Raw genomic sequence first — 22,431 nt, 5'->3', positions numbered from 1 at the left:
TGATTCAATAACCATTAGAGAGTGGTTATTTTATTTTATGCTCATCAAATGCACTTAACATGTCATCAATAAAAGTGAGTCGTTTTTCACGCTCAGTTAAATCTGTAATAAATTTCAGTTTTGATGGACCATCTAAGCGGAAAATTGCTGGTTGCCCCTGAAGTAAGCTGATTAAATAGCTTGGATCGACTTTGTTTTTCTCACCAAACTCAATAAAACCGCCTTTATCATGCGCTTCAATTCGGGTGATACCCAAGTTCATCGCACTTAAGCGAATAGCGGCATTACGCAGTAGGTAACGTCCTGCATCAGGTAATTTACCAAATCTATCAATTAACTCTGCTCTTAGATCATTAAGCTCTGTTAAGTCGATAGCACTAGCAATTCGCTTATAGAATGAAAGTCTGACATTTACATCAGGAATATAATCATCAGGTAACAAGACTGGCATTCTTAATTCAATTTCAGTTTGTTGATTGGTGAGATCTTCAAGTGATGGCTCTCTACCTTCTTTAAGTGCTTCTACAGCGCTTTCTAGCAATTCCATATAAAGTGAGAAACCAACAGTATTCATTTGACCGCTTTGTTCTTCACCTAATAATTCACCAGCGCCTCGAATTTCTAAGTCATGAGTCGCTAATGCAAAACCTGCACCCAGATCTTCCAGCGAAGCAATCGCTTCTAAACGTTTATGGGCATCTTTTGTCATTGCTTTCGGATGTGGTGTTAACAAATAAGCATAAGCTTGATGATGAGAACGACCTACACGACCACGTAATTGATGCAATTGCGCTAAACCAAAATGATCTGCCCGTTCAATAATAATGGTATTTGCAGTGGGTATATCGATACCTGTTTCAATAATCGTGGTGCAAAGTAACACATTAAAACGCTGGTGATGGAAGTCATTCATCACACGCTCAAGCTCACGTTCACGCATTTGCCCGTGACCAATACCAATACGAGCTTCAGGGACGAGAGCAGCTAGTCTTTCGCGAGCTTTTTCGATATTTTCAACATCGTTATACAAGTAATAAACTTGTCCGCCACGCAAGGTTTCACGCAAGATAGCTTCACGCACCACTAAATCATCATATTCACGAACGAATGTTTTTACGGATAAGCGGCGTGCTGGTGGTGTTGCAATAATAGAAAGATCACGCATACCACTCATTGCCATATTCAGTGTACGAGGAATAGGCGTTGCGGTTAGCGTTAAAATATCGACATTTGCGCGCATAGCTTTGATACGCTCTTTGTGACGAACACCAAAGCGGTGCTCTTCATCGACAATTAATAACCCCAAATCTTTCCATTGAATATTAGGTTGAAGGAGTTTGTGTGTACCAATCACAATATCAACTGTTCCTTCAGCCAGTTTTTCTGTGATTTGTTGCTGCTCTTTTGCACTACGAAAACGTGAGATCATCTCAATATTAACGGGCCAATTAGCGAAACGATCACGGAAATTATCAAAATGTTGCTGAGCTAACAGGGTGGTTGGTACTAAAATAGCGACTTGCTTATTGTTGTTAACTGCAAGAAATGCGGCACGCATCGCAACTTCTGTTTTACCAAATCCGACATCGCCACAGACGAGTCTATCCATTGAAATAGCTTGGCACATATCGCTAAGTACCGCATTGATAGCCATTTCTTGATCAGGTGTTGTTTCAAAAGGAAAACTTTGGCGGAAAGATTGGTACTGCTCTTTGTCCATTTTAAAGGCAAAGCCTGTTTTTACTTCACGCTGAGCATAAACATCTAATAACTCGGCTGCGACATCACGTACTTTTTCAGCGGCTTTTTGACGCGCTCTTACCCATGCATCGCCACCCAATTTATGTAATGGGGCATTTTCATCTGCACCACCAGAATAACGGCTGATTAAATGCAGTGATGAAACAGGAACATAAAGCTTGTCATTACCTGCATAGCTTAACATCAAGTATTCAGCTTTAACGCCACCCGCTTCTAGGGTTGTCATACCTTGATAGCGACCAACACCATGCTGAAGATGAACAACAGGTTGCCCTATGCTTAATTCAGCAAGGTTGCGAATTAAGGTATCTGTATTGATGGCGCGGCGATTGTCTTGACGGCGACGATTAACACGTTCACCCAACATATCGCTTTCACAGATCATGGCTAATTGGCGATGGCTATCAATAAAGCCATGCTCTGCAGCACCAATGATAAAGTAAAAACCTTTCTTTTGGGCGTCAGATAATTCAATGATCTGCTTGGGTGCTATTTTTATCCGTGATAAAAGCTCTTGTACGGTTTCGCGTCGACCTTCACTTTCAACAGAAAAAATCACACTGCCTGAAAATTGTTCTTGGAATCGGCGTAAGTTATCTAAAGGTGATTTGCTTTGGGCGTTTATCGATAAATCAGGAAGAGGTTGATAGCCTAAATTGGTCTGTCCGGCTTTTTCTGGCAATGTTTCTGTTTTAAGTTGAATACGAGGCCACTGTTTTAGCTCTTTATTAAATTTATCAACATTCAGCCAAATATCATCCGGTGGTAACAGCGGTCGCATAGGATCAATGCGGCGGCTTTCAAAACGTTGATTGATGTCTTGCCAAAATTTTTCTGCAAAATCTTGCAGATCTTGCGTCACTATCAATGTGTTTTTAGGGAAATAAGCAAATAAGTTAGATAAAGGCTGTTCAAAAAATAGGGATTGCCAATATTCAATTCCCGTTGGCAATATGTGTTTACTGACTTGCTGATAAATATGTTCAGGATCACGTCTTACATCAAACCGTTCACGCCATTGGCTACGGAAAATTTCTATCGCATTTGCATCTGTTGGGAATTCATGGGCAGGCAGTAAATTAATTTGATCAACTTCTGCTAATGTCCGCTGTGTGTCGACGTCAAAAGTACGCAGGCTATCTATTTCATCATCGAAAAAATCAATACGATAAGGAAATTCACTTCCCATCGGAAATAAGTCTAATAATGCACCACGCGTTGCGTATTCCCCATGCTCTAAAACTTGTTCGACATGGCGATATCCCGCTCCATCTAATGTTTTACGTAAATTATCACGAGAAAGTATCTCTCCTTTTTGCATTACCAACGCATGACTTGCGAGATAATCTGTAGGGCAGACTTTCTGCATTAACGTATTGACAGGTAAGATTAAAATTCCCTTGAGAAGTGATGGAATACGGTATAGCGTAGAAAGGCGGTTTGAGATAATTTCTTGATGAGGCGAAAAACTGTCGTATGGCAGTGTTTCCCAATCCGATAATGTCTCTACTGGATAATCACAAAACTGACGGATTTCATCTTGTAAACGTAATGCATTTTGCATATCACGAGTAACAAGAACGACTAATCCAGAGTGACGTTTGATGATCTCTGCACATTCTAGAGCACAAGCGGCACCAGTCAGTTGACCTAGCTGACGAGTATCCCCTTGTTTTATAGGAAGTTGATAACGATATTCTGAGGACATAAGCGTGTAATGTGAACTCTTTGTTGTAGTTAACTCCCAACACATCTTTAGCTTAATGGCTAAAGCTTAAACTGGCGGGCAGGTTAAGATAAAAGAAAAAACCACAGTTTGGGAATAGAGTGGTTCCATTCAGTAAGACTACCCTTTATTATCCCTGAACACTTCGCATTAGCAACAGGAACAGCACAGATTTCATGTACAATTCTGTCTCATTTTATATAGGGCTCCGTTATATGCGGGGTCGTGCGGTCGATAAGTTCGGTCGCTTCGTCTCATGGCTATCCGCTTTAGGGATTATGTTAGGTGTAGCGGCACTGATCACAGTGACTTCTGTCATGAATGGCTTTGAACGTTCATTGCAAGAAAGCATTCTTGCTTACATTCCACAAGCAATAGTGACATCACCTAACGGGCAATTACCCCGAGATTCAAATATAGCTGAAAGTTTACTGACGCGTGAAGGTATCATAAACGTTACCCCTTTAGTAGAAGGCGATGTTGTTTTGCAAAGTAAAGACAATATCAGCGTTGGTGTCATGCTGGGTATAGAAAAAGAGCAAGATGAACCTTTAACGCAACATATTCGTTATGGGGATTTTTCTATGTTGAAAGCAGGCGATTATGGTGTGATTTTAGGAAGTGGCATTGCTAAACAGTTAAAAGCAAAAGAGGGTGATAGCATCCGCCTTATTGTGCCAAGTGTAAGCCAATTAACGCCAATGGGAAGATTACCTAGCCAACGGTTATTTACCGTTAAAGGTATTTTTCAAAGTGGTGGTGATGCAGATGCCTCACAAATTTTAGTGAATCAGCAAGATGCAGTGCGTTTAATGCGTTATCAGCCGGGTAATATTACCGGATGGCGTCTTTTCTTTTCTGATCCTCTTAATATTGAAAAATACAGTGCGCAGCCTTTAGATAAAAATCTAAGTTGGAGAGATTGGCGCGAACGTAAAGGTGAATTTTTCCAGGCCGTTAAAATGGAAAAAAATATGATGGGATTATTATTAAGCTTAATTATCGCAGTGGCAGCTTTTAATATTATTACCTCACTTTCTTTGTTGGTTATGGAAAAGCAAGGTGAAGTTGCTATTTTGCAAACGATGGGCTTAAAACGTTCTCAGATTATGTCCATCTTTATGCTACAAGGTGCAGGTGCAGGTATTTTAGGGGCAGTAGCTGGTGGTTTATTAGGCGCATTACTCTCAAGCCAACTGAACGTTATTATGCCAGCAGTAGGACTCATCCCTCAAGGTGTGGAATTACCCACAACACTTGATTGGGGACGTGTCTTTATGATTGGTTTCTCCGCTATTATCATTTCCCTTTTATCCACTTTATACCCGTCTTGGCGGGCCGCGGCTATTCAGCCAGCAGAGGCGCTACGTTATGAGTAATTCTTCTTTGAATAAACAGCCAATGGCATCAGAAAAACAAATGCAAATTAACAAAGATGGCTTATTGGATTGCCACGCCCTATGTAAACAATACCAAGATGGTTCTATTTCCACACAAGTGCTGAAATCAGTCTCTTTTAAAATGGATAAGGGCGATTTTCTTGCCATCGTGGGAAGCTCAGGCTCAGGAAAAAGTACCTTATTACATTTATTGGGTGGGCTGGATTCTCCAACATCAGGTGAAGTCTTTTTTAAAGGGCAATCACTTAATAAATTATCCTCTTCTGAAAAAGCGGATCTGCGTAATAGCCAATTGGGTTTTATCTATCAATTTCATCATCTATTACCGGATTTTACAGCGCTTGAAAATGTTGCTATGCCGCTGATGATTGGTGGTACAAGCGCTTCAATTGCAAAAGAAAAAGCGATGTCTTTACTTGAAGCCGTTGGGCTAAAAGATCGCGCTCATCATCGTCCTTCAGAGCTTTCTGGTGGTGAAAGACAACGTGTTGCGATTGCAAGAGCATTAGTAAACGATCCTGCATTAGTTCTTGCTGATGAACCGACGGGTAATCTTGATCAGAAAAATGCAGAAGGGATTTTCGAATTGTTGATTAAGTTAAACAGAGAAAAACAAACTGCTTTTCTAGTCGTAACGCATGATTTGTCATTGGCGGCTCGTTTTCAGCGCCAACTTGAAATGAAAGATGGTCAACTACAGTCACAAAACGCAATTTCAGGAGTGAAATAATGGCGCAATTGCCACTTGCATTAGTGACCGCATTACGTTTTTCAAGAGGACGAAAACGTGCGGGAATGGTTTCTTTAATTTCAGTTATTTCAACACTGGGCATTATGCTTGGTGTTGCTGTCTTAATTATTGGCCTAAGTGCCATGAATGGATTTGAACGTGAATTAAAAAATCGCATTTTATCGGTGGTGCCTCACGGGCAAATTTATTCAGTAGAACAGCCATTTGTACAATGGCAATCAGCATTACCTCGTATTGAAAACACTCAAGGTGTTGTCGCGGCTGCTCCTTATATTTTACTCACTGGATTGTTAGAAAAAGGAACAGAGTTAAAGGCTGTGCAAGTTATGGGTGTTTCACCTGAAAAGCAGGGTGATATCAGCCTGTTACCTCGATATGTCCAAAACAATGCATGGCAAGATTTTAAGGCTGGTAAGCAACAAATTATTATTGGTCAAGGTGTTGCTGATGCACTAAAAATCAAACAGGATGATTGGCTCACCGTATTAATTCCAAATAATGATGATCCCACAAAGCTTTTACAACCTAAACGTATTCGCTTACAAGTCAGTGGTATATTTAAACTTAGTGGTATGCTCGATCATCAATTAGCGTTAATTCCTTTAGCGGATGCCCAGCAATATATGGATTATGGGCAAGGCATTACTGGGATTGAAGTGAAAACGGTAGATCCTTTTTTCGCCAATGAAATTATTCATAATGCAGGTTTAAACAGTAAAGAATATGTTTATGCCAAAAGTTGGATAAGTGATTATGGCTATATGTATAGCGATATTCAGATGATCCGCAGCATTATGTATTTATCGATGATCTTAGTAATTGGTGTCGCTTGTTTTAATATTGTCTCAACATTAATAATGGCAGTAAGAGATAAAAGTAGTGATATTGCTATTTTACGAACATTAGGCGCACGAGATAGCCATATTCGTAATATCTTTTTATGGTACGGCTTATTATCAGGCATGATTGGCTGTGTCGCTGGTGTAATATTTGGTGTGTTAGTTGCTTATAATTTAACGCCATTAGTGTCTGTTATTGAATCATTAACGGGACATAGTGTGTTGTCTGGTGATGTTTATTTCGTTGATTTTCTACCTTCAGAAGTTCATTTAATTGACGTTTTCTCTGTATTTATTACCACTGTGATCTTAAGCCTGATTGCAAGTTGGTATCCTGCTCGTCGAGCCACTAAACTAGATCCTGCAAGAATTTTAAGTGGGCAATAAGTTTATTGACATACAAAGAAGAAAAAACGCTTAAACTAGTGAAGATAAAAAACGCGATATTTAAATTTGAAAACCAAGGATTGTAATAATGAAACTTAAACTTCGTCATCGTCGGCTTAGGAAGTTTCGTAAAATTAAGAATTTACGCAGACAACATTCACGTTGTCGCTATTTTCATCTAACCCATAAAACGGAACATGAAATGAATTTACCCAAAGTTGTCGTATTAACAGGGGCTGGCATTTCGGCTGAATCAGGAATTAAAACATTCCGATCAGAAGATGGATTGTGGGAAGAGCATCGCGTTGAAGATGTTGCAACACCTGAAGGTTATCAACGCAATCCCCAATTGGTTCAGCAGTTTTACAATGAACGTCGTCGCCAATTGCAACAACCCTCTATTCAACCCAATGAAGCGCATTATGCATTAGCGAAACTAGAGCAACGCTTAGGCAAAGAGAATTTTTTACTGGTAACTCAAAATATTGATAATCTGCATGAAAAAGCAGGTAGTAAACATATTTTGCATATGCATGGTGAATTGCTAAAAGTACGCTGCCCTCAATCTCGCCAAGTATTTGAATGGAAAGGGGACTTAGAAACAACAGATCGTTGCCATTGTTGTCAATTCCCATCACCATTACGCCCTCATATTGTTTGGTTTGGTGAAATGCCAATCGGCATGGAAGAGATTTATCGCGCTTTGGCTGAGGCTGATATTTTTATCTCTATCGGTACATCTGGAAATGTTTATCCAGCAGCGGGTTTTGTCCATGAAGCTCGGTTAACGGGCGCTCATACTGTTGAGTTAAATCTTGAACCCAGTTTGGTTGAAAGTCAGTTTGAAGAGAAACATTATGGCCCTGCGAGTCAGGTAGTTGATGAATATGTTCATAAATTGTTTGAATTAATTAATGATCCTAAAGCTGATTTGACGCAATAATTATTTTATAGAGTTCCCTATTATTGTTCTTAGAGAGATCTTAGGGGGCAAAATGGATAAATTATTAGAACGTTTTTTTGAATATATTAATTTTGATACACAATCAAAACCATCTTCAAAAATGTCACCAAGCAGTGATGGACAATTAAAACTAGCCAAGGCATTGGCTCAAGAATTAAAAAAACTGGGCTTTTCTGATGTAACGCTCAGTGATAAAGGATGTGTAATGGCGAGTTTACCATCCAATGTATCTTGGCCTGTGCCAGTTATTGGCTTTATTTCGCATCTTGACACAGCGCCGGATTTTTCTGGTAAGCATGTAAAACCACAAGTGCTTGAAGATTATCGTGGCGGTGATATTGCTTTAGGTATTGGTGATGAAGTGTTATCACCAGTAATGTTCCCAATCTTACATTCAATGATTGGTAAAACATTAATTACGACGGATGGCAAAACATTACTGGGTGCGGACGATAAAGCGGGTATTGCTGAAATTATTACTGCGATGGTGCGCTTAAAAGAAACAAATCGACCTCACGGGGATATTCGAATTGCTTTCACTCCTGATGAAGAGATTGGGCGTGGTGCGCATTATGTCGATTTAAAAGCATTTGGCGCAAGTTGGGCTTATACCGTTGATGGTGGTGGTGTTGGCGAACTGGAATATGAAAACTTCAACGCCGCATCCGTAAATATCAAAATTGTAGGTAACAATGTTCACCCAGGCAGTGCAAAAGGGGTGATGGTTAACGCATTAGGATTAGCAACGCGCATTCATCAAGAATTACCAGTTGATGAAACACCAGAAAATACCGACGGTTATGAAGGTTTTTACCATCTGCAAAGTATCAAAGGTTCGGTAGAAAGAGCGGAAATGCATTATATTATCCGTGATTTTAACCGTAACTTATTTGAAAAACGCAAACAGAATATGATTGCGATTGCAGAGAGAGTGGGTAAAGGCTTACATCCTGATTGCTATATTGAGCTAACAATTGATGATAGCTATTACAATATGCATGATAAAGTTGTTCAATTCCCTCACATCATTGAAATAGCCAAACAAGCAATGATTGATTGTGATATTGAGCCAAATATCAAGCCTATTCGTGGTGGTACAGACGGTGCTCAACTTTCTTATCGCGGATTACCTTGCCCTAATATTTTTACCGGCGGTTATAATTTCCATGGTAAGCATGAATTTATCTCTTTAGAAGGTATGGAAGCAGCGGTGAGTGTGATCATGCGTATCGCTGAAATTACAGCTGAAAGAGAAAAGGCTAAAGTGATTAATTAGTCGCTTATTGAGCTTCGAAAAATAAAATAATAGCCGATATTTCGGCTATTATTTTTTAGATACGCTTATTAATTACATTTCTGGGCTACATTATTAGCCACATTATTAGCTTAGATGATTTATTTACGCTCTTTGTAATCTTGCTCAACAGAAGATTTCCAATCTTCACTTAACTCTTTACCCTCAATTTTAGACTGAACGGCTTTATTAACCGATTCATAGGCATTTCCATAGCCTTTAGCATCTTGAATATATTGAGTTGAGTTGGATGATTTAATACCGATACTTTCCGCTGCACTTATCGCATCAAAATTGGCACCTAGAAAGATAAACTCCCAACCTTTCTCTTTTTCTGCTGAAGTAATTAATGATTTCACTTTTTCTAGCGAATATTCACGGCTACTATTTTCTTCGCCATCAGTGATGATCACCATCATGACATTTTTATAAGGTGAATTTGGTTTATTCCCTTCAGTGATCGCATTCCCCACCGCATCTAATAATGCGGTATTACCTGATGCAAAATAATCGTTAGCAGTTAGATCTTCTATCTTATTAATATCAATGCGGTTATGTAACTTTTTAGCCTTACTATCAAATAAGATAGTGGTGATATAGACTTTTTCTGGGCGATTTTTATTTTCAGCTAAAATGGTATTGAATCCGCCAATAGTGTCTTTTTCATACCCTTGCATTGAACCACTTTTATCTAACACAAAAATGATATCCGTTTGTGCTGGTGGCGCTTTCATACTTGCTATTTCTACTGTTTCTGCAAATACCATGGTCGGTAAAATAAAAGCAGCAATTAAAACAATAAACTTTTTCATAGACGACTCCATTGTCGAAAAAAGAAGTAAAGCAGTAAAAATCTAATTTTATCTTAGGGGGAATTGATAAAATAAAATAGGAGAAATGACTGAAAAATAGACAATACATTAATGAGTAAATGTACTTAATTAAAAATAGAATGATCTTGTAATGATGGGCTTACATATTATTTAATATTAAACTTTTAATATAGACTTAATATTAATAACTCTTTGATAAATTGATTTTGTTGAATATCTCTTATAATCACAGTGAGGTGAATAAATATAATATAAGGATATTGAATGGAAACCATAACAGGAGAAGTATTAAAACCTGTAATAGAAGAACAATTAAGTTCTCATAAAAAAGAAGTGATTAAAAAATCTGATCGACAGTCATTTATTATTATTTTGAGCTATTTTCTAATAACTCATTTAATCTCACTTTCTCTTTATGCAACAAATAGTAAGCATACGTTATTGCTTTTTTTCTTACAGAGTACATTTTTTGTTGCTATTCCTTTTCTCTTTCGTAATACAAGAGTACTTTTAAAAGAAGCAATAAATTATTTAATTCGTTAAATTTTAAAATAAGAAATATTTAAAATATCTAATAATAAAAAAGCCCTGTAATAAATGACAGGGCTTTATGGTTTATAATAGAATGAAAATTTTCATAACCAAAATCTTACTCTAAATTAAATTGCATTTATAATAATTTATTTTTTCACGAATTATAAACTAAATCACCAATAGATAAAAATCTCTTTTTAAATATTGTATTGTTTTCATAATCTGTGTATTTTAATAAAAAAAGGAGGTTTTATGGCTAATATTATATATCTTAAGTTAAATGGGAAAAAACAAGGTCTAATATCTAGAGCTTGTTCATCTATTGATTCTATTGGTAACAAGTATCAAAATAAACATATAGATGAGATATTAATATATGAATTATCTACGAGTCTTTACAGAGATCAAAATACATCATTTCAGCCTATTGATATAAAAAAACCTATAGATAAATCATCGCCACTTTTAGCTCAATCTTTAACAGAAAATGAAAAATTATCGTGTGAGTTCAATTTTTATAGAACTGCTTTAAATGGAGGACTGGAACTCTATTATAGAATCAAATTATCAAATGCAGAAATTGTACACTTAACATGTTATTATCCGAATTCTTCAACTCATAATGAATATCAACCACAAGAAAGTGTATCATTTAGATATGAATCTATAACATGGGAACATGTAATCGCAGGAACAAGTGCATATAGTATTTGGGAAGACAGGATTAATTAATGAAAAGTATTACTAAATTATTGCTTGAATCTGGGATAAAAAAAGAGATATAAAAGCATTGAGAAATGAATGTTTTTTTTCTGGGGTAGACTTTGAAATAGCTATAGAAAAATTAGCTAAAATATCATTTATAAGTGTAATAGGATATTTATTACTGGTGTTATTTTTATTATCCATTTTTAATTTTTTAGTTGATGATGGTTTTAGTGTCCAATCTTATTTATTACAAATATTATTGTTTGTATTAGTTCCTTTTTTATTTAGTAATGCAAGAGCTTCAATGAAAGAAGCTCTATTTTATAGTAAATTATTACTGAGAAAATAAAACTTTAAGATTTAGTGCATCGTTAAAAGTTTCTATTATTATTGCTGGTTTTGACATTGATGATAATCCAATTTTAAAGTCAGCTTCTAATGCTCGAAATAATCGTCCTGTATGTGTAGAATCATAATTTTTTAATATAAATGGACCAAGTTTAAATGTAGAGTTCAGTGAATTATTATTTACTATGGGATATTTTCCAAAAACTCCTTTCATTGAAAGGAGAAAATCAACAGAAACATATATTTTGTCTCCAGTTGTATCATTAAAACCCAACATATTTGAGGCACCTCTATAAAAATCTCGAACATATCCAGATGCATCTGCATTGTTATATTGAAAATATTGAATACTTTCATATATATTGTTCATTCCGTGACTAACAAGAAGAAAACCATAAGCCGGAGCACCAAATGTATAACCAGGAGGGGCGAACATTAAAGGAGTTCCTAATGCCACTTGTCCTATACCTCCAACAAACGCGGCACCTTTTATAATCCAGTTTCTTATTTTTTCTCTTTCTTCAAGTTCTATATATAAATATCTGACAAAATAATTATTTATCATACTCATATATTCATTTTTTAAAGATTCATCTTCTTTTTTTAATTCATTTATCGCTATTATTTTTTCTTCATGAGATTTATATGAGTCTTGTACTGTTCTGTATTTATACACAACTCATCAATTTCCTTCATAAATTTATGTTTTATTATTTCGTTATTTATATAGAATGCGGATGCTTTTAGTGCATTATCGCTTATACTTGATGAATACGCTCTTAATAAAGTGGTATAGTATGCTCTATCAGCATAGTCATTATTATATAAAAAACTCATAAATACTCCCATGTATAAGAAATGTTTATGAAATCATATCAGGTTTAAACTTCAATTAAATAAAATTTTATATTTATCATTAAAATAAAATTAAAAACAAACTTATTCTTAAATTTAAAAACTATAATATAAGATCTTTTTATAAAAAAGAAAGGATAATATGTATATTACATAATGAATGTGAATGATTTATTTTTCACATAAATTGAATTTTTCCAAAAGGATATTATGTTGAAAACATATAAACTAATTATTTCATTCTTAAATAATTATTCTATTTATTATTGAAAATAGTTACATGAAATAATATATTAAGTGAGTTTTGTTATCGAGAAGTGTTTTTATGAAAGATTATCTTATTATCAATAAAAAAGCCCTACCATTAATATGATAGGGCTTATAACTTATTATTGAAAATTAGTGATAATTAATCTTCAAAATACCAATAACCTTGATTAACTAACTGAGTTAATAAACGCACAAATTTTGGATCAGCTAATGCATCGCCCAAGTGTTGTTTATCAATATAATCATATTGGCAAAGTGCATCCACCGCTTCTATATGATCAGTATCCATCAATTGGCCATTTACAAAACAGTTATCGCCAACACGTAACGCACGAAGGCCATTTAAACGATGAAGTTGCTCACCTTGTTGCAGTAAATCGTGAATCTCTGCATTTTCATATAAAGGCTCTGGAACTGCGAGATCAAGTTCATGGCGAGATTGAGAAATAAATTCACCAAACCAATGACGAAATACTTCTGGTTGAGCAAGTAAATCTTCCATCATGTCATGAAGTTTATTTAACTCTTGATGTTGCACTAATGCTGGGTTTTCACGCGGTGTTAGATCTGGGTCGCTATAACGATAGCTGCCTAAATCATTTGCTAACACATAGTCAGCAAAACCACTGAAAAGTTCACGAGCATTAGGCGCTCTGAATCCGACAGAGTAGTTTAGCGATTCTTCAATCGCATAGCCTTCATGTGGGAATCCAGGTGGGATATAAAGAATATCACCCGGTTCTAATTCTTCATCAATAATTGCTTCAAAAGGATCAACTTGCAGCAGATCAGGGTGAGGGCAGTGTTGTTTCATTGGGATTTTTTCACCCACACGCCAGCGACGACGACCTTGTCCCTGAATAATAAAGACATCATATTGATCGAGATGTGGGCCTACACCACCACCGGGAACAGAATAAGAGATCATTAAATCATCAATACGCCAATCGGGTAACACTCGAAATGGCTTCATTAATGCCGCACTAGGAAAATGCCAGTGATCGACGGCTTGTACAAGTAAAGACCAATCTTTATCACCAAGTCCTTCAAAGTGCTCAAAAGGCCCGTGTTTGACTCCCCACTGTCCGTCTTGACAGCTAACAAGACGGCTATCTACTTCATCTTCCATTGCAAGACCAGCAAGTTCGTCAGGAGATAAAGGATCAACAAAACGAGAGAAGCCGTTTTTAATTAATAAAGGGCGTTTTTGCCAATGGCTTTCAAGGAATGATTGCCAATCTAAATTAAGTTTATAGTCCATTGTGTATATCCTGAATTCGGGAAGCCTGAAGCCATAGTATAATGAATTCTAACTTCCTGCTAAACATTCCTTTGAGCAATGTGAGTAATAGCGAGTAACACGATAATAACTGAACAGATATCATACATAACGCCGTATATTTGGCGGTAATGAAAAAAAAGAAAGAAGTTTCTTATCAATTGTGATTATTCACGCTCATTGGTAAGTTGCTGCTCAGCAAAGGTGACAGTGATACGAGCACCACCTAAAGGACTATCGGTAATAGTAATTTCACCACTGTATTGTTCAATAATATCTACCGCGATAGATAATCCTAAACCTTGACCCGGCCGCAGCGTGTCTGCTCTAGTTCCTCTCTGGAAAATAGCCTCTCTTTTTTCGGGGCTGACACCCGGACCATCATCATCGACAATAATTATTACGCTGTTTTCATTATTGCTAACATTGATTTCAACGAATTCTAAGCAGTATTTACAGGCGTTATCCAGAATATTGCCCATCACTTCCATAAAGTCATTTTTCTCACCTAACCACATGATTTCAGGTGAAACATTGAGTGTTAAATCAACACCTTTTGACTGATAAACTTTACTTAATGCACTACAAAGATTATCAAGTAATCCTGACAGTGAATGAAGTTTTCGCGTGGTAATATCGTGATCACCATGAATGGATGCGCGATGTAGGTAATAACCCACTTGTTGTGAAATTCGTTCAATTTGGTCGAGCATAATAGGTTCAGCTTGCTCTATCGTCATCTGCTTACCTGATCGTAAAGAGCGCAATGTTGATTGCAATACGGCAAGTGGCGTTTTTAAGCTGTGGGTAAGATCAGATAAACTGGTGCGATATTTACTGTAACGACTGCGTTCATTACGCAATAACACATTTAAATTACGGACTAAACCTTTTAACTCTGTTGGCGGGTTTTCATCCAAATCATTGCGAGTGCCTTTTTCTAATGCGCTGATTTGTTCAATAACTTGTTTTATGGGCCTTAAACTCCAATGTGCAGCCAACCAAATTAAGGGTACAACTAAAAATAGATTCGCAAGAATGATATATAAGAACCAGTCCCAAACTTGACTGACTTTTTGCATACGCTGAGGAATAGGATCGATAACTGCGATTGCCATATAAGGCATATTATCAGCTGCAGGATAATGATTAATCACAACAGAGTGAGTTAAAAACTCATTACTAGAATATTCGTCAAGGCGTTTGAGATAAACACGATATTGCGGTAACTGCTTTAACATTAAACGTGTTGTTTTGACATCAACAGCGATTTCAAATAGGCCTTCTTCATGTCGCCATTTATGTTTAATGCTATCAGGAATAGCTTTCGGCAAGTCGGGGGGCGTCCATAATACACTGCCTTTATCATCAAAAATAACCACCAGCGAGGTATTGTTATGATTAAGATTTGTTGGGAACTCAATATTCAGTTTGCTCTTATCCCACTGCGCTAAGCTGTAGTAAAGATTACTTTGACTACGCATCAACATAAAAGTGGTTTTATCCACACTGACAATCGAACCAACGATGGCAACTAACCCATAAGAGAGTGTAAGTGCCAAAATAATGGCACTCGTTGCAAGTAAAAAACGAGTTCGTAATGAGAGTGGAGAGCGCTGTTTTTTTTGCATATTAAGGTTTCATATCAAAACGGTAGCCTTGTCCGCGTACTGTAACCACCACGTCATCAGGGTATTTTTCTAAGATTTTTTTACGTAGTCTGCCCATCAGTACATCAATAGTGTGACTCTCTTTTAATTCAGCATCTGGATATAACTGACGCATTAATGCATCTTTACTAACAACTTTATTTTGATTGCGCATCAATGTTTCTAAAATTGTATATTCAAATGCGGTTAACTTAATCTGTTCTCCTGAAATCATGAACTCTTTACGTGACAAATCCAATTCAAAAGGTTCAATAGCAAGAGTTTGCGATGCAATTCCCATGTTTCTTCGCATTAATGCCTGAATACGTGCAACAATTTCCTCAAAATGAAAGGGCTTTGTCACATAGTCATCAGCACCTGCATTTAATGCTGAGACTTTTTCTTGCCAACTTTCACGCGCCGTTAAGACCATTATGGGTAGGGTAATATTATTTTCTCGCCATCTACGAATAAGGCTAATACCATCTTCATCTGGCAATCCTAAATCTACAATGGCAACATCAGGTGTACCTTCTGCTATAAAACTATCTGCTTCTTTGGCATCTTCTGCTGCATCAACCTGATGTCCAGCATCACGAAATTGCACAGATAAGTGATGGCGAAGTAAGATATTATCTTCAATAATTAAGATCCGCATTATTCCACCTTGAGTACAATCAGCAAAGTTCACTGTTGTAAAATAAATGTAGGAAATGATAGTCAAACTATCATATAAAATATGGGCTTATCATAGACAATCTATCGCTTAAAAAACACTGTATCCAGCAAAGTGTTTAAGTTATAGATAGTTTTCTCTGTGTTTTGGTTATAAAAAAAGGCAGAAATTATCTGCCTTTTTAGAGAGGTAAATTAGTTTAATTTATCAACAAGTTCAGTTGCGAAACCAATATAGCTTTCAGGTTTCATTGCTTTTAAGCGTGTTTTTTCATCTTCTGGTAGTTCTAAACCATCAATGAAAACGACCATATCTTGTTCTGTGATGCGTTTACCACGAGTAAGCTCTTTTAGCTTTTCGTAAGGCTTTTCAATGCCATAACGACGCATTACAGTTTGAATCGGCTCTGCTAACACTTCCCAGTTGCAGTCTAATTCTTCACGAAGATGATTTTCATTCACTTCAAGCTTATTAAGACCTTTCATGGTTGATTGATAAGCAATCAGTGCATAACCGATACCAACACCTAAATTACGCAGTACTGTTGAGTCTGTTAAATCACGTTGCCAGCGAGAAACAGGTAACTTGCTAGAAAGATGTCCCATAACGGCATTTGCTAACCCTAAGTTTCCTTCAGAGTTTTCAAAATCAATTGGGTTTACTTTGTGAGGCATGGTTGATGAGCCAATTTCACCCGCAATCGTTTTTTGTTTAAAGTGATTCAGTGCAACGTAACCCCAAATATCACGGTCAAAATCGATCAAGATAGTATTGAAACGGCTAATACAATCAAAAAGCTCCGCAATATAATCGTGAGGTTCAATTTGAGTTGTGTACGGGTTCCATGTAATGCCCAGTGAAGTGACAAATTCTTCACTAAATTGATGCCAATTTACTTCAGGATACGCAGCTAAGTGAGCATTGTAGTTACCTACTGCACCGTTGATTTTACCTAAGATCTCAACTTGTGTTAGTTGACGATATTGGCGTTCCATACGGTAGGCAACGTTAGCAAACTCTTTACCAATTGTAGACGGTGTTGCTGGTTGACCATGAGTACGAGAAAGCAATGGTAAATCACGGTATTCTTGAGCCATTTTACTAATGGTATCAATAATTTCACGCCATGCAGGTAATAAGATCTCTTGGCGTGCTGTTTCCAGCATAATGGCATGAGACAGGTTATTAATATCTTCAGAAGTACAAGCAAAGTGGATAAATTCAGAAACCTGATGTAAAGCAGGGATGGTCGCCACTTTTTCTTTTAAGAAATATTCTACGGCTTTTACATCATGGTTAGTGGTGCGTTCGATAGTTTTAATACGTGCTGCATCTTCTTCATTGAAGTTAGCAACAATCGCATCAAGGTAATCGTTTGCGTTTTTTTCAAAGGCTGGAACTTCTTTAATGTCGGCGCAAGATGCCAGCTTTTGCAGCCAGCGAACTTCTACCTGTACACGGAATTTCAGAAGACCGAATTCACTAAAAATAGAACGTAACGACGAAGTTTTACTACCGTAACGACCGTCAATCGGTGAAATCGCTGTCAGCGAAGATAATTCCATTGTTGGCAACTCCCAGGTTGAATTTAAAGTATTAACATTGAGCGAGAAAATCATCAGCTTGTCGCAGAATAGTCTTTTGATGCAGTAAAAAATCAAAACGACGACCACCTACTTGACGCCAGAGCACAGCACTACGAATACCAGTTAATAATAACGCTCTAACTTTAGCTTGAATAATAGGGTTCTTTAACAGATCTATTGCGCCGTGAACCTGAATGCGAGGGCCAACAGGGCTAACTGCATCAACATAAACACCCGCAAGTGCATTAAATACACCTTCAGACATAGGTTCGAAATAACTTTTTTGGCGCTCTAATTGAGAAATTTTTTGCGATAAATGAGAGCTATAATCATCATTTCTATTGATAAGACGCTCTAAATTGATTAAGCCTTGCTGATAAGTCATCAATTCAAGCGTTAGCTTTTCTCTTCTTACCGCCTGATGAATGGCCTTCAGTGTTTGAAAGCCTAATTTTAAGTGGCTGATTTGATTGCCATAAACATCTAGTGTTGAAGTTGGGTTGAGATTAAAAACACTGTTAACCATTACTTCAACATCGTTCTCGTTCGCACTACCTTGGTAAGCAATTTGCTGAACGAGACGACTTGCTTGGCAGATACCTGCCAATGCAAGTGTTATATCACGAAAATCTTTAGCCACATCTACTCCTGAATACGTGTTTCAATGATCCCGCCACCTAAACAGACTTCGTCTTGATAAAAGACGGCTGATTGCCCCGGGGTTACAGCAGCAACAGGATAATCAAAGCGGACTTCAATTTTATCTTCACCTAGAGGTGTTACTGTACACGCAATATCAGGTTGGCGATATCGTGTTTTAACAGTACAGCGGAAAGCTTCAGTTATAGGTTCTCTTGATACCCAGTGTAACTGCTGAGCAATTAGACCAACAGACATTAATCTTGGATGTTCATGACCTTGAGCGACAACAAGAATGTTGTTTTCAACATCTTTATCAACCACATACCAAGGATCTTCTCCGCCATCTTTAGTACCACCAATACCTAAACCTTTACGCTGACCTAATGTGTGATACATCAAACCTTGGTGTTCACCAATAGTTTCACCATCAACAGTCACGATAGCACCGGGTTTTGCAGGCAAATAGCGCGATAAGAAATCGGTAAATTTACGTTCGCCGATAAAACAAATACCTGTTGAATCTTTTTTCTTTGCTGTTGCTAAATCAAGCTTTTCAGCAATTTTTCTGACTTCAGGTTTTTCCATTTCACCAACAGGGAAAAGGCTTTGTGCAATTTGCTCATGACTTAATGTGTATAAGAAATAGCTTTGGTCTTTGTTATTATCAACACCGCGAAGTAATTGACTTTTACCATCAATATCACGACGACGAACGTAGTGGCCTGTTGCAATGTAATCAGCACCTAAATCTTCAGCTGCATATTCTAAAAATGCTTTAAATTTTATTTCTTTATTGCACAGAATATCTGGGTTTGGGGTGCGACCAGCTTTATATTCGGATAAAAAGTGTTCAAAAACATTATCCCAATATTCAGCAGCAAAATTGATGGTATAAAGCTCAATACCAAGTTTATCGCACACCGCTTGCGCATCGGCAAGATCGGTAGAGGCTGAGCAATATTCTGTATCGTCGTCTTCTTCCCAGTTCTTCATAAACAGACCAACGACCTGATATCCCTGTTCCTTAAGAAGATAGGCTGAGACGGATGAATCTACGCCACCGGACATTCCTACGATGACTTTTTTTTGGCTGTTATCTGACATGACTGGATCTCACTGCGGAAAAATAAGCGCCATACTTTACCATATCACTGACACAGGTGCATCAAGTCTTACTCTGTTTTTGATGCTTTGTTTTTTCCTTTTCTATTATTTAGTTAAAGGGGGTTCCAAAGCTACTCAAGATAGAGAGGGGATAGCGTTCACCTTGTTGATAACATAACAGGCTTTCCCTCACCAGTGGTGAGCGTAGTTGCTGGCTATGAATAATTTCATCAGCACTAACCCAGTGACAACAATTAATATCGCTATCTTGAGGCAGTGTTTCAAATTGCTCTTGCGCCTCAATAAGAAAAAGGAAACGTAGGAAAGGGGTTTTATCTGGCGCAATCCATTGATGTAATTTAAGAAAGTGTTGAACAGGGAGTGTTAACCCTGTTTCTTCCCATAATTCACGCTGAACAGCCTGAATAAGTGTTTCATTGGCTTCTAGGTGCCCAGCAGGTTGATTCCATGTTGCTTTTCCATTGACCGTTTCTTCAACAACAAGAAATTTATTTTTTGCATGAACGATACACGCGACAGTCACATGAGGTTTAAACAAAATCAATCTCCTTCCATTCACCGGGTAATAAGTTATCCAATGTAATATTTCCCATACTAAAGCGGATCAAACGCAATGTTGGATAACCGATATGGGCGGTCATTCGTCTCACTTGACGGTTTTTACCTTCAAATAACGTTATTTTTAACCAAGTTGTCGGGATAGTTTGACGTTCTCTAATTGGAGGGTTTCTCTCCCATAGCCATTCTGGCTGTTCAACTATTTCGACTTGTGCAGGTAAAGTTTTGCCATCTTTAAGCTCTAATCCATCTCTAAATTGTTGTAATGAGACAGTGTTTGGAACGCCTTCAACCTGAGCATAGTAGATTTTTCCTGTTTTTTTACCCGGCTGTGTTAATTTTGCTTGTAGCTTCCCATCATTTGTTAAGACTAAAAGTCCTTCACTGTCTCTATCTAAACGTCCTGCTGCATAAATATCACGGATAGGAATAAAATCCTTTAGTGTTTTTCTGCCATTTTCATCCGTAAATTGCACAAGAACATCGAAGGGCTTGTTGAAGATAACGACTTTACGCTCACCTCTTGGGCGCACTGGTTTTCTTTGTGCTGATGGAGTGTGGTGTTTTCTCGATTTAGCGCTATTTTTAAGTTGATTTGCCATAGTTAATTTTTGTAAAAAATGGGAGATTGATTATACCTTAAAAGAGAAGCGATTGGCGTTAGCTGAATAATCAAGTAGTATTGACAGGTCTCTTACAAAAAATTAACAAAGCGTGCGCTTACATGAAAGGAGAGGTAAATGGAAAGCAAAGTAGTTGTTCCGGCTAATGGCGCTAAAATTACACTAGATGCTAAAGGTAAGCTTGTTGTTCCAAATAATCCGGTTATCCCTTATATCGAAGGGGACGGTATCGGTATCGATGTCACGCCAGCAATGTTAAAAGTTGTTGATGCAGCAGTTGAGAAAGCTTACGGTAAAGAACGTAAGATTGAGTGGATGGAAGTCTACACCGGCGAAAAATCAACGCAGGTTTATGGTAAAGATGTTTGGCTACCAGAAGAAACCTTAGATCTTATCCGTGAATATCGTGTTTCTATTAAAGGTCCTCTTACTACCCCAGTTGGTGGTGGTATCCGTTCATTAAACGTTGCATTACGTCAACAACTAGACCTCTATATTTGCCTACGTCCAGTACGTTATTACAAAGGCACTCCAAGCCCAGTTAAACAACCTGAACTAACTGATATGGTTATCTTCCGTGAAAACTCAGAAGATATCTATGCTGGTATTGAGTGGAAAGCGGGCTCTGCAGAGGCAGATAAAGTTATTAAATTCCTACAAAATGAAATGGGTGTAACCAAAATTCGCTTCCCACAAGATTGCGGTATTGGTATCAAACCTTGCTCAGAAGAAGGAACTAAGCGTTTAGTTCGTGCTGCAATTGAATACGCTATCGATAACGATCGTGATTCAGTTACATTGGTACACAAAGGTAATATTATGAAATTTACCGAAGGTGCCTTTAAAGACTGGGGTTATGAGTTAGCACGCGAAGAATTCGGTGGTGAATTATTAGATGGCGGTCCTTGGGTTAAAATCAAGAATCCAAAATCAGGTAAAGAGATCATCGTTAAAGATGTTATCGCTGATGCATTTTTACAACAAATTCTGTTACGCCCAGCAGAGTATGATGTAATCGCATGTATGAACCTAAATGGTGACTATATTTCTGACGCATTAGCAGCTCAAGTTGGTGGTATCGGTATTGCTCCGGGCGCAAATATTGGTGATGAGTGCGCTTTATTTGAAGCAACACACGGTACAGCACCAAAATATGCAGGTCAGGACAAAGTTAACCCAGGCTCTATCATTCTTTCCGCAGAGATGATGTTACGCCATATGGGCTGGACAGAAGCCGCTGACTTAATCATTAAAGGTATGGAAGGCGCGATTGCCGCTAAGACTGTCACTTATGATTTCGAACGTCAGTTAGAAGGCGCTAAATTGCTGAAATGTAGCGAGTTTGGTGACGCAATTATCAAACACATGTAATATAATTAGCGTTGCGAATTGATTACGGGAACTTAAGGGTTCCCGTTTTTGTTACAGGCTTTCTTATGAGTTTGTGTAACGTGTTGATGCGTGTTTTTGTGTTAAAAATAACCAGATGTAGCAAAAGCAAACAAACAATGAATAAAATGTCAGCGTTAAAATCAAGCAATAGAAATAGGCGATAAGGTTTTATTTACGGTGAAATGGAAAAGAAGAAAAATAATCTGCAAACTGCATGATAAAAGTGGCGAA

Annotated in this window: 19 protein-coding genes; 8 read left to right on the top strand and 11 right to left on the bottom strand. The window is 37.4% G+C overall.

The features are described from left to right. Positions 1-25: 25 nt before the first annotated feature. Complete coding sequence (gene mfd, locus AB4J89_RS06015; RefSeq protein ID WP_368468530.1) at positions 26-3,469, bottom strand: transcription-repair coupling factor; 3,444 nt, start codon at positions 3,467-3,469, stop codon at positions 26-28. A gap of 194 nt (positions 3,470-3,663) precedes the next feature. Between mfd and lolC the strand changes: the two genes are divergently transcribed. The 5 genes from lolC to pepT all read left to right on the top strand — a co-directional run bounded on the left by lolC (position 3,664) and on the right by pepT (position 9,104). Continuing rightward, positions 3,664-4,866, top strand: coding sequence for a lipoprotein-releasing ABC transporter permease subunit LolC (gene lolC, locus AB4J89_RS06010; protein WP_368468528.1), 1,203 nt, complete (start codon positions 3,664-3,666; stop codon positions 4,864-4,866). 46 nt (positions 4,867-4,912) lie between these two features. Then, on the top strand, positions 4,913-5,617 hold the full coding sequence (lolD, locus tag AB4J89_RS06005; protein ID WP_088495945.1) for a lipoprotein-releasing ABC transporter ATP-binding protein LolD: 705 nt from the start codon (positions 4,913-4,915) through the stop codon (positions 5,615-5,617). Continuing rightward, positions 5,617-6,864: a lipoprotein-releasing ABC transporter permease subunit LolE gene (gene lolE, locus AB4J89_RS06000; protein WP_088493176.1), complete on the top strand. Its 1,248-nt coding sequence runs from the start codon at positions 5,617-5,619 to the stop codon at positions 6,862-6,864. Before lolD ends, lolE begins: the two co-directional genes overlap by 1 nt. An 88-nt stretch (positions 6,865-6,952) precedes the next feature. Next, positions 6,953-7,807, top strand: coding sequence for a Sir2 family NAD+-dependent deacetylase (cobB, locus tag AB4J89_RS05995; protein WP_193775113.1), 855 nt, complete (start codon positions 6,953-6,955; stop codon positions 7,805-7,807). 52 nt (positions 7,808-7,859) lie between these two features. Beyond that, a complete protein-coding gene (gene pepT, locus AB4J89_RS05990; protein WP_088493174.1) occupies positions 7,860-9,104 on the top strand; it encodes a peptidase T in 1,245 nt (414 codons plus the stop codon). A gap of 119 nt (positions 9,105-9,223) precedes the next feature. On the opposite strand, the gene AB4J89_RS05985 is transcribed toward pepT, so the two are convergent. After that, positions 9,224-9,946: a vWA domain-containing protein gene (locus tag AB4J89_RS05985; RefSeq protein WP_265331820.1), complete on the bottom strand. Its 723-nt coding sequence runs from the start codon at positions 9,944-9,946 to the stop codon at positions 9,224-9,226. Between the two features lie 273 nt (positions 9,947-10,219). Between AB4J89_RS05985 and AB4J89_RS05980 the strand changes: the two genes are divergently transcribed. Both AB4J89_RS05980 and AB4J89_RS05975 read left to right on the top strand, forming a co-directional pair. Next, on the top strand, positions 10,220-10,498 hold the full coding sequence (locus tag AB4J89_RS05980) for a hypothetical protein (RefSeq protein WP_368468525.1): 279 nt from the start codon (positions 10,220-10,222) through the stop codon (positions 10,496-10,498). 243 nt (positions 10,499-10,741) lie between these two features. Further along, positions 10,742-11,221, top strand: coding sequence for an Hcp family type VI secretion system effector (locus tag AB4J89_RS05975; protein WP_088493171.1), 480 nt, complete (start codon positions 10,742-10,744; stop codon positions 11,219-11,221). 310 nt (positions 11,222-11,531) lie between these two features. Here the strand turns inward: AB4J89_RS05975 and AB4J89_RS05970 are convergent, their stop codons facing one another. The 9 genes from AB4J89_RS05970 to rluE form a co-directional block, all read right to left on the bottom strand. Continuing rightward, the gene (locus AB4J89_RS05970; RefSeq protein WP_368468523.1) at positions 11,532-12,221 is read right to left on the bottom strand and encodes a DUF4225 domain-containing protein; all 690 of its coding nucleotides are present in this window, start codon (positions 12,219-12,221) and stop codon (positions 11,532-11,534) included. A gap of 588 nt (positions 12,222-12,809) precedes the next feature. After that, positions 12,810-13,931: a cupin domain-containing protein gene (locus tag AB4J89_RS05965; protein WP_088493168.1), complete on the bottom strand. Its 1,122-nt coding sequence runs from the start codon at positions 13,929-13,931 to the stop codon at positions 12,810-12,812. Between the two features lie 185 nt (positions 13,932-14,116). Next, entirely contained in the window at positions 14,117-15,580 is a 1,464-nt protein-coding gene (phoQ, locus tag AB4J89_RS05960) for a two-component system sensor histidine kinase PhoQ (RefSeq protein WP_088493167.1), read from the bottom strand. 1 nt (position 15,581) lies between these two features. Further along, on the bottom strand, positions 15,582-16,256 hold the full coding sequence (gene phoP / locus AB4J89_RS05955; RefSeq protein ID WP_075672656.1) for a two-component system response regulator PhoP: 675 nt from the start codon (positions 16,254-16,256) through the stop codon (positions 15,582-15,584). Between the two features lie 212 nt (positions 16,257-16,468). Beyond that, the gene (gene purB, locus AB4J89_RS05950; protein WP_088493166.1) at positions 16,469-17,839 is read right to left on the bottom strand and encodes an adenylosuccinate lyase; all 1,371 of its coding nucleotides are present in this window, start codon (positions 17,837-17,839) and stop codon (positions 16,469-16,471) included. Between the two features lie 31 nt (positions 17,840-17,870). Next, positions 17,871-18,500 (bottom strand): high frequency lysogenization protein HflD, encoded by a 630-nt coding sequence (gene hflD / locus AB4J89_RS05945; protein WP_088493165.1) that lies wholly within the window; start codon positions 18,498-18,500, stop codon positions 17,871-17,873. A gap of 2 nt (positions 18,501-18,502) precedes the next feature. Beyond that, the gene (gene mnmA, locus AB4J89_RS05940; protein WP_088493164.1) at positions 18,503-19,606 is read right to left on the bottom strand and encodes a tRNA 2-thiouridine(34) synthase MnmA; all 1,104 of its coding nucleotides are present in this window, start codon (positions 19,604-19,606) and stop codon (positions 18,503-18,505) included. A 109-nt stretch (positions 19,607-19,715) separates the two neighbouring features. Next, the gene (locus AB4J89_RS05935) at positions 19,716-20,165 is read right to left on the bottom strand and encodes an NUDIX hydrolase (protein ID WP_368468519.1); all 450 of its coding nucleotides are present in this window, start codon (positions 20,163-20,165) and stop codon (positions 19,716-19,718) included. Continuing rightward, positions 20,158-20,787, bottom strand: a complete 630-nt coding sequence (rluE, locus tag AB4J89_RS05930; RefSeq protein WP_318619788.1) for a 23S rRNA pseudouridine(2457) synthase RluE — start codon at positions 20,785-20,787, stop codon at positions 20,158-20,160. Before rluE ends, AB4J89_RS05935 begins: the two co-directional genes overlap by 8 nt. A gap of 138 nt (positions 20,788-20,925) precedes the next feature. On the opposite strand from rluE, the gene icd reads away from it, so the two are divergent. Continuing rightward, positions 20,926-22,179 (top strand): NADP-dependent isocitrate dehydrogenase, encoded by a 1,254-nt coding sequence (gene icd, locus AB4J89_RS05925; protein WP_006537208.1) that lies wholly within the window; start codon positions 20,926-20,928, stop codon positions 22,177-22,179. Positions 22,180-22,431 lie beyond the last annotated feature (252 nt).

The organism is Proteus sp. STS61-E, from assembly GCF_040932335.1.
In the GTDB taxonomy this organism is placed as follows: Bacteria; Pseudomonadota; Gammaproteobacteria; order Enterobacterales; family Enterobacteriaceae; genus Proteus; species Proteus mirabilis_B.
The sequence above is the reverse complement of the archived record's forward strand: the minus strand, read 5'-3'. Positions and strand labels throughout refer to the sequence as shown.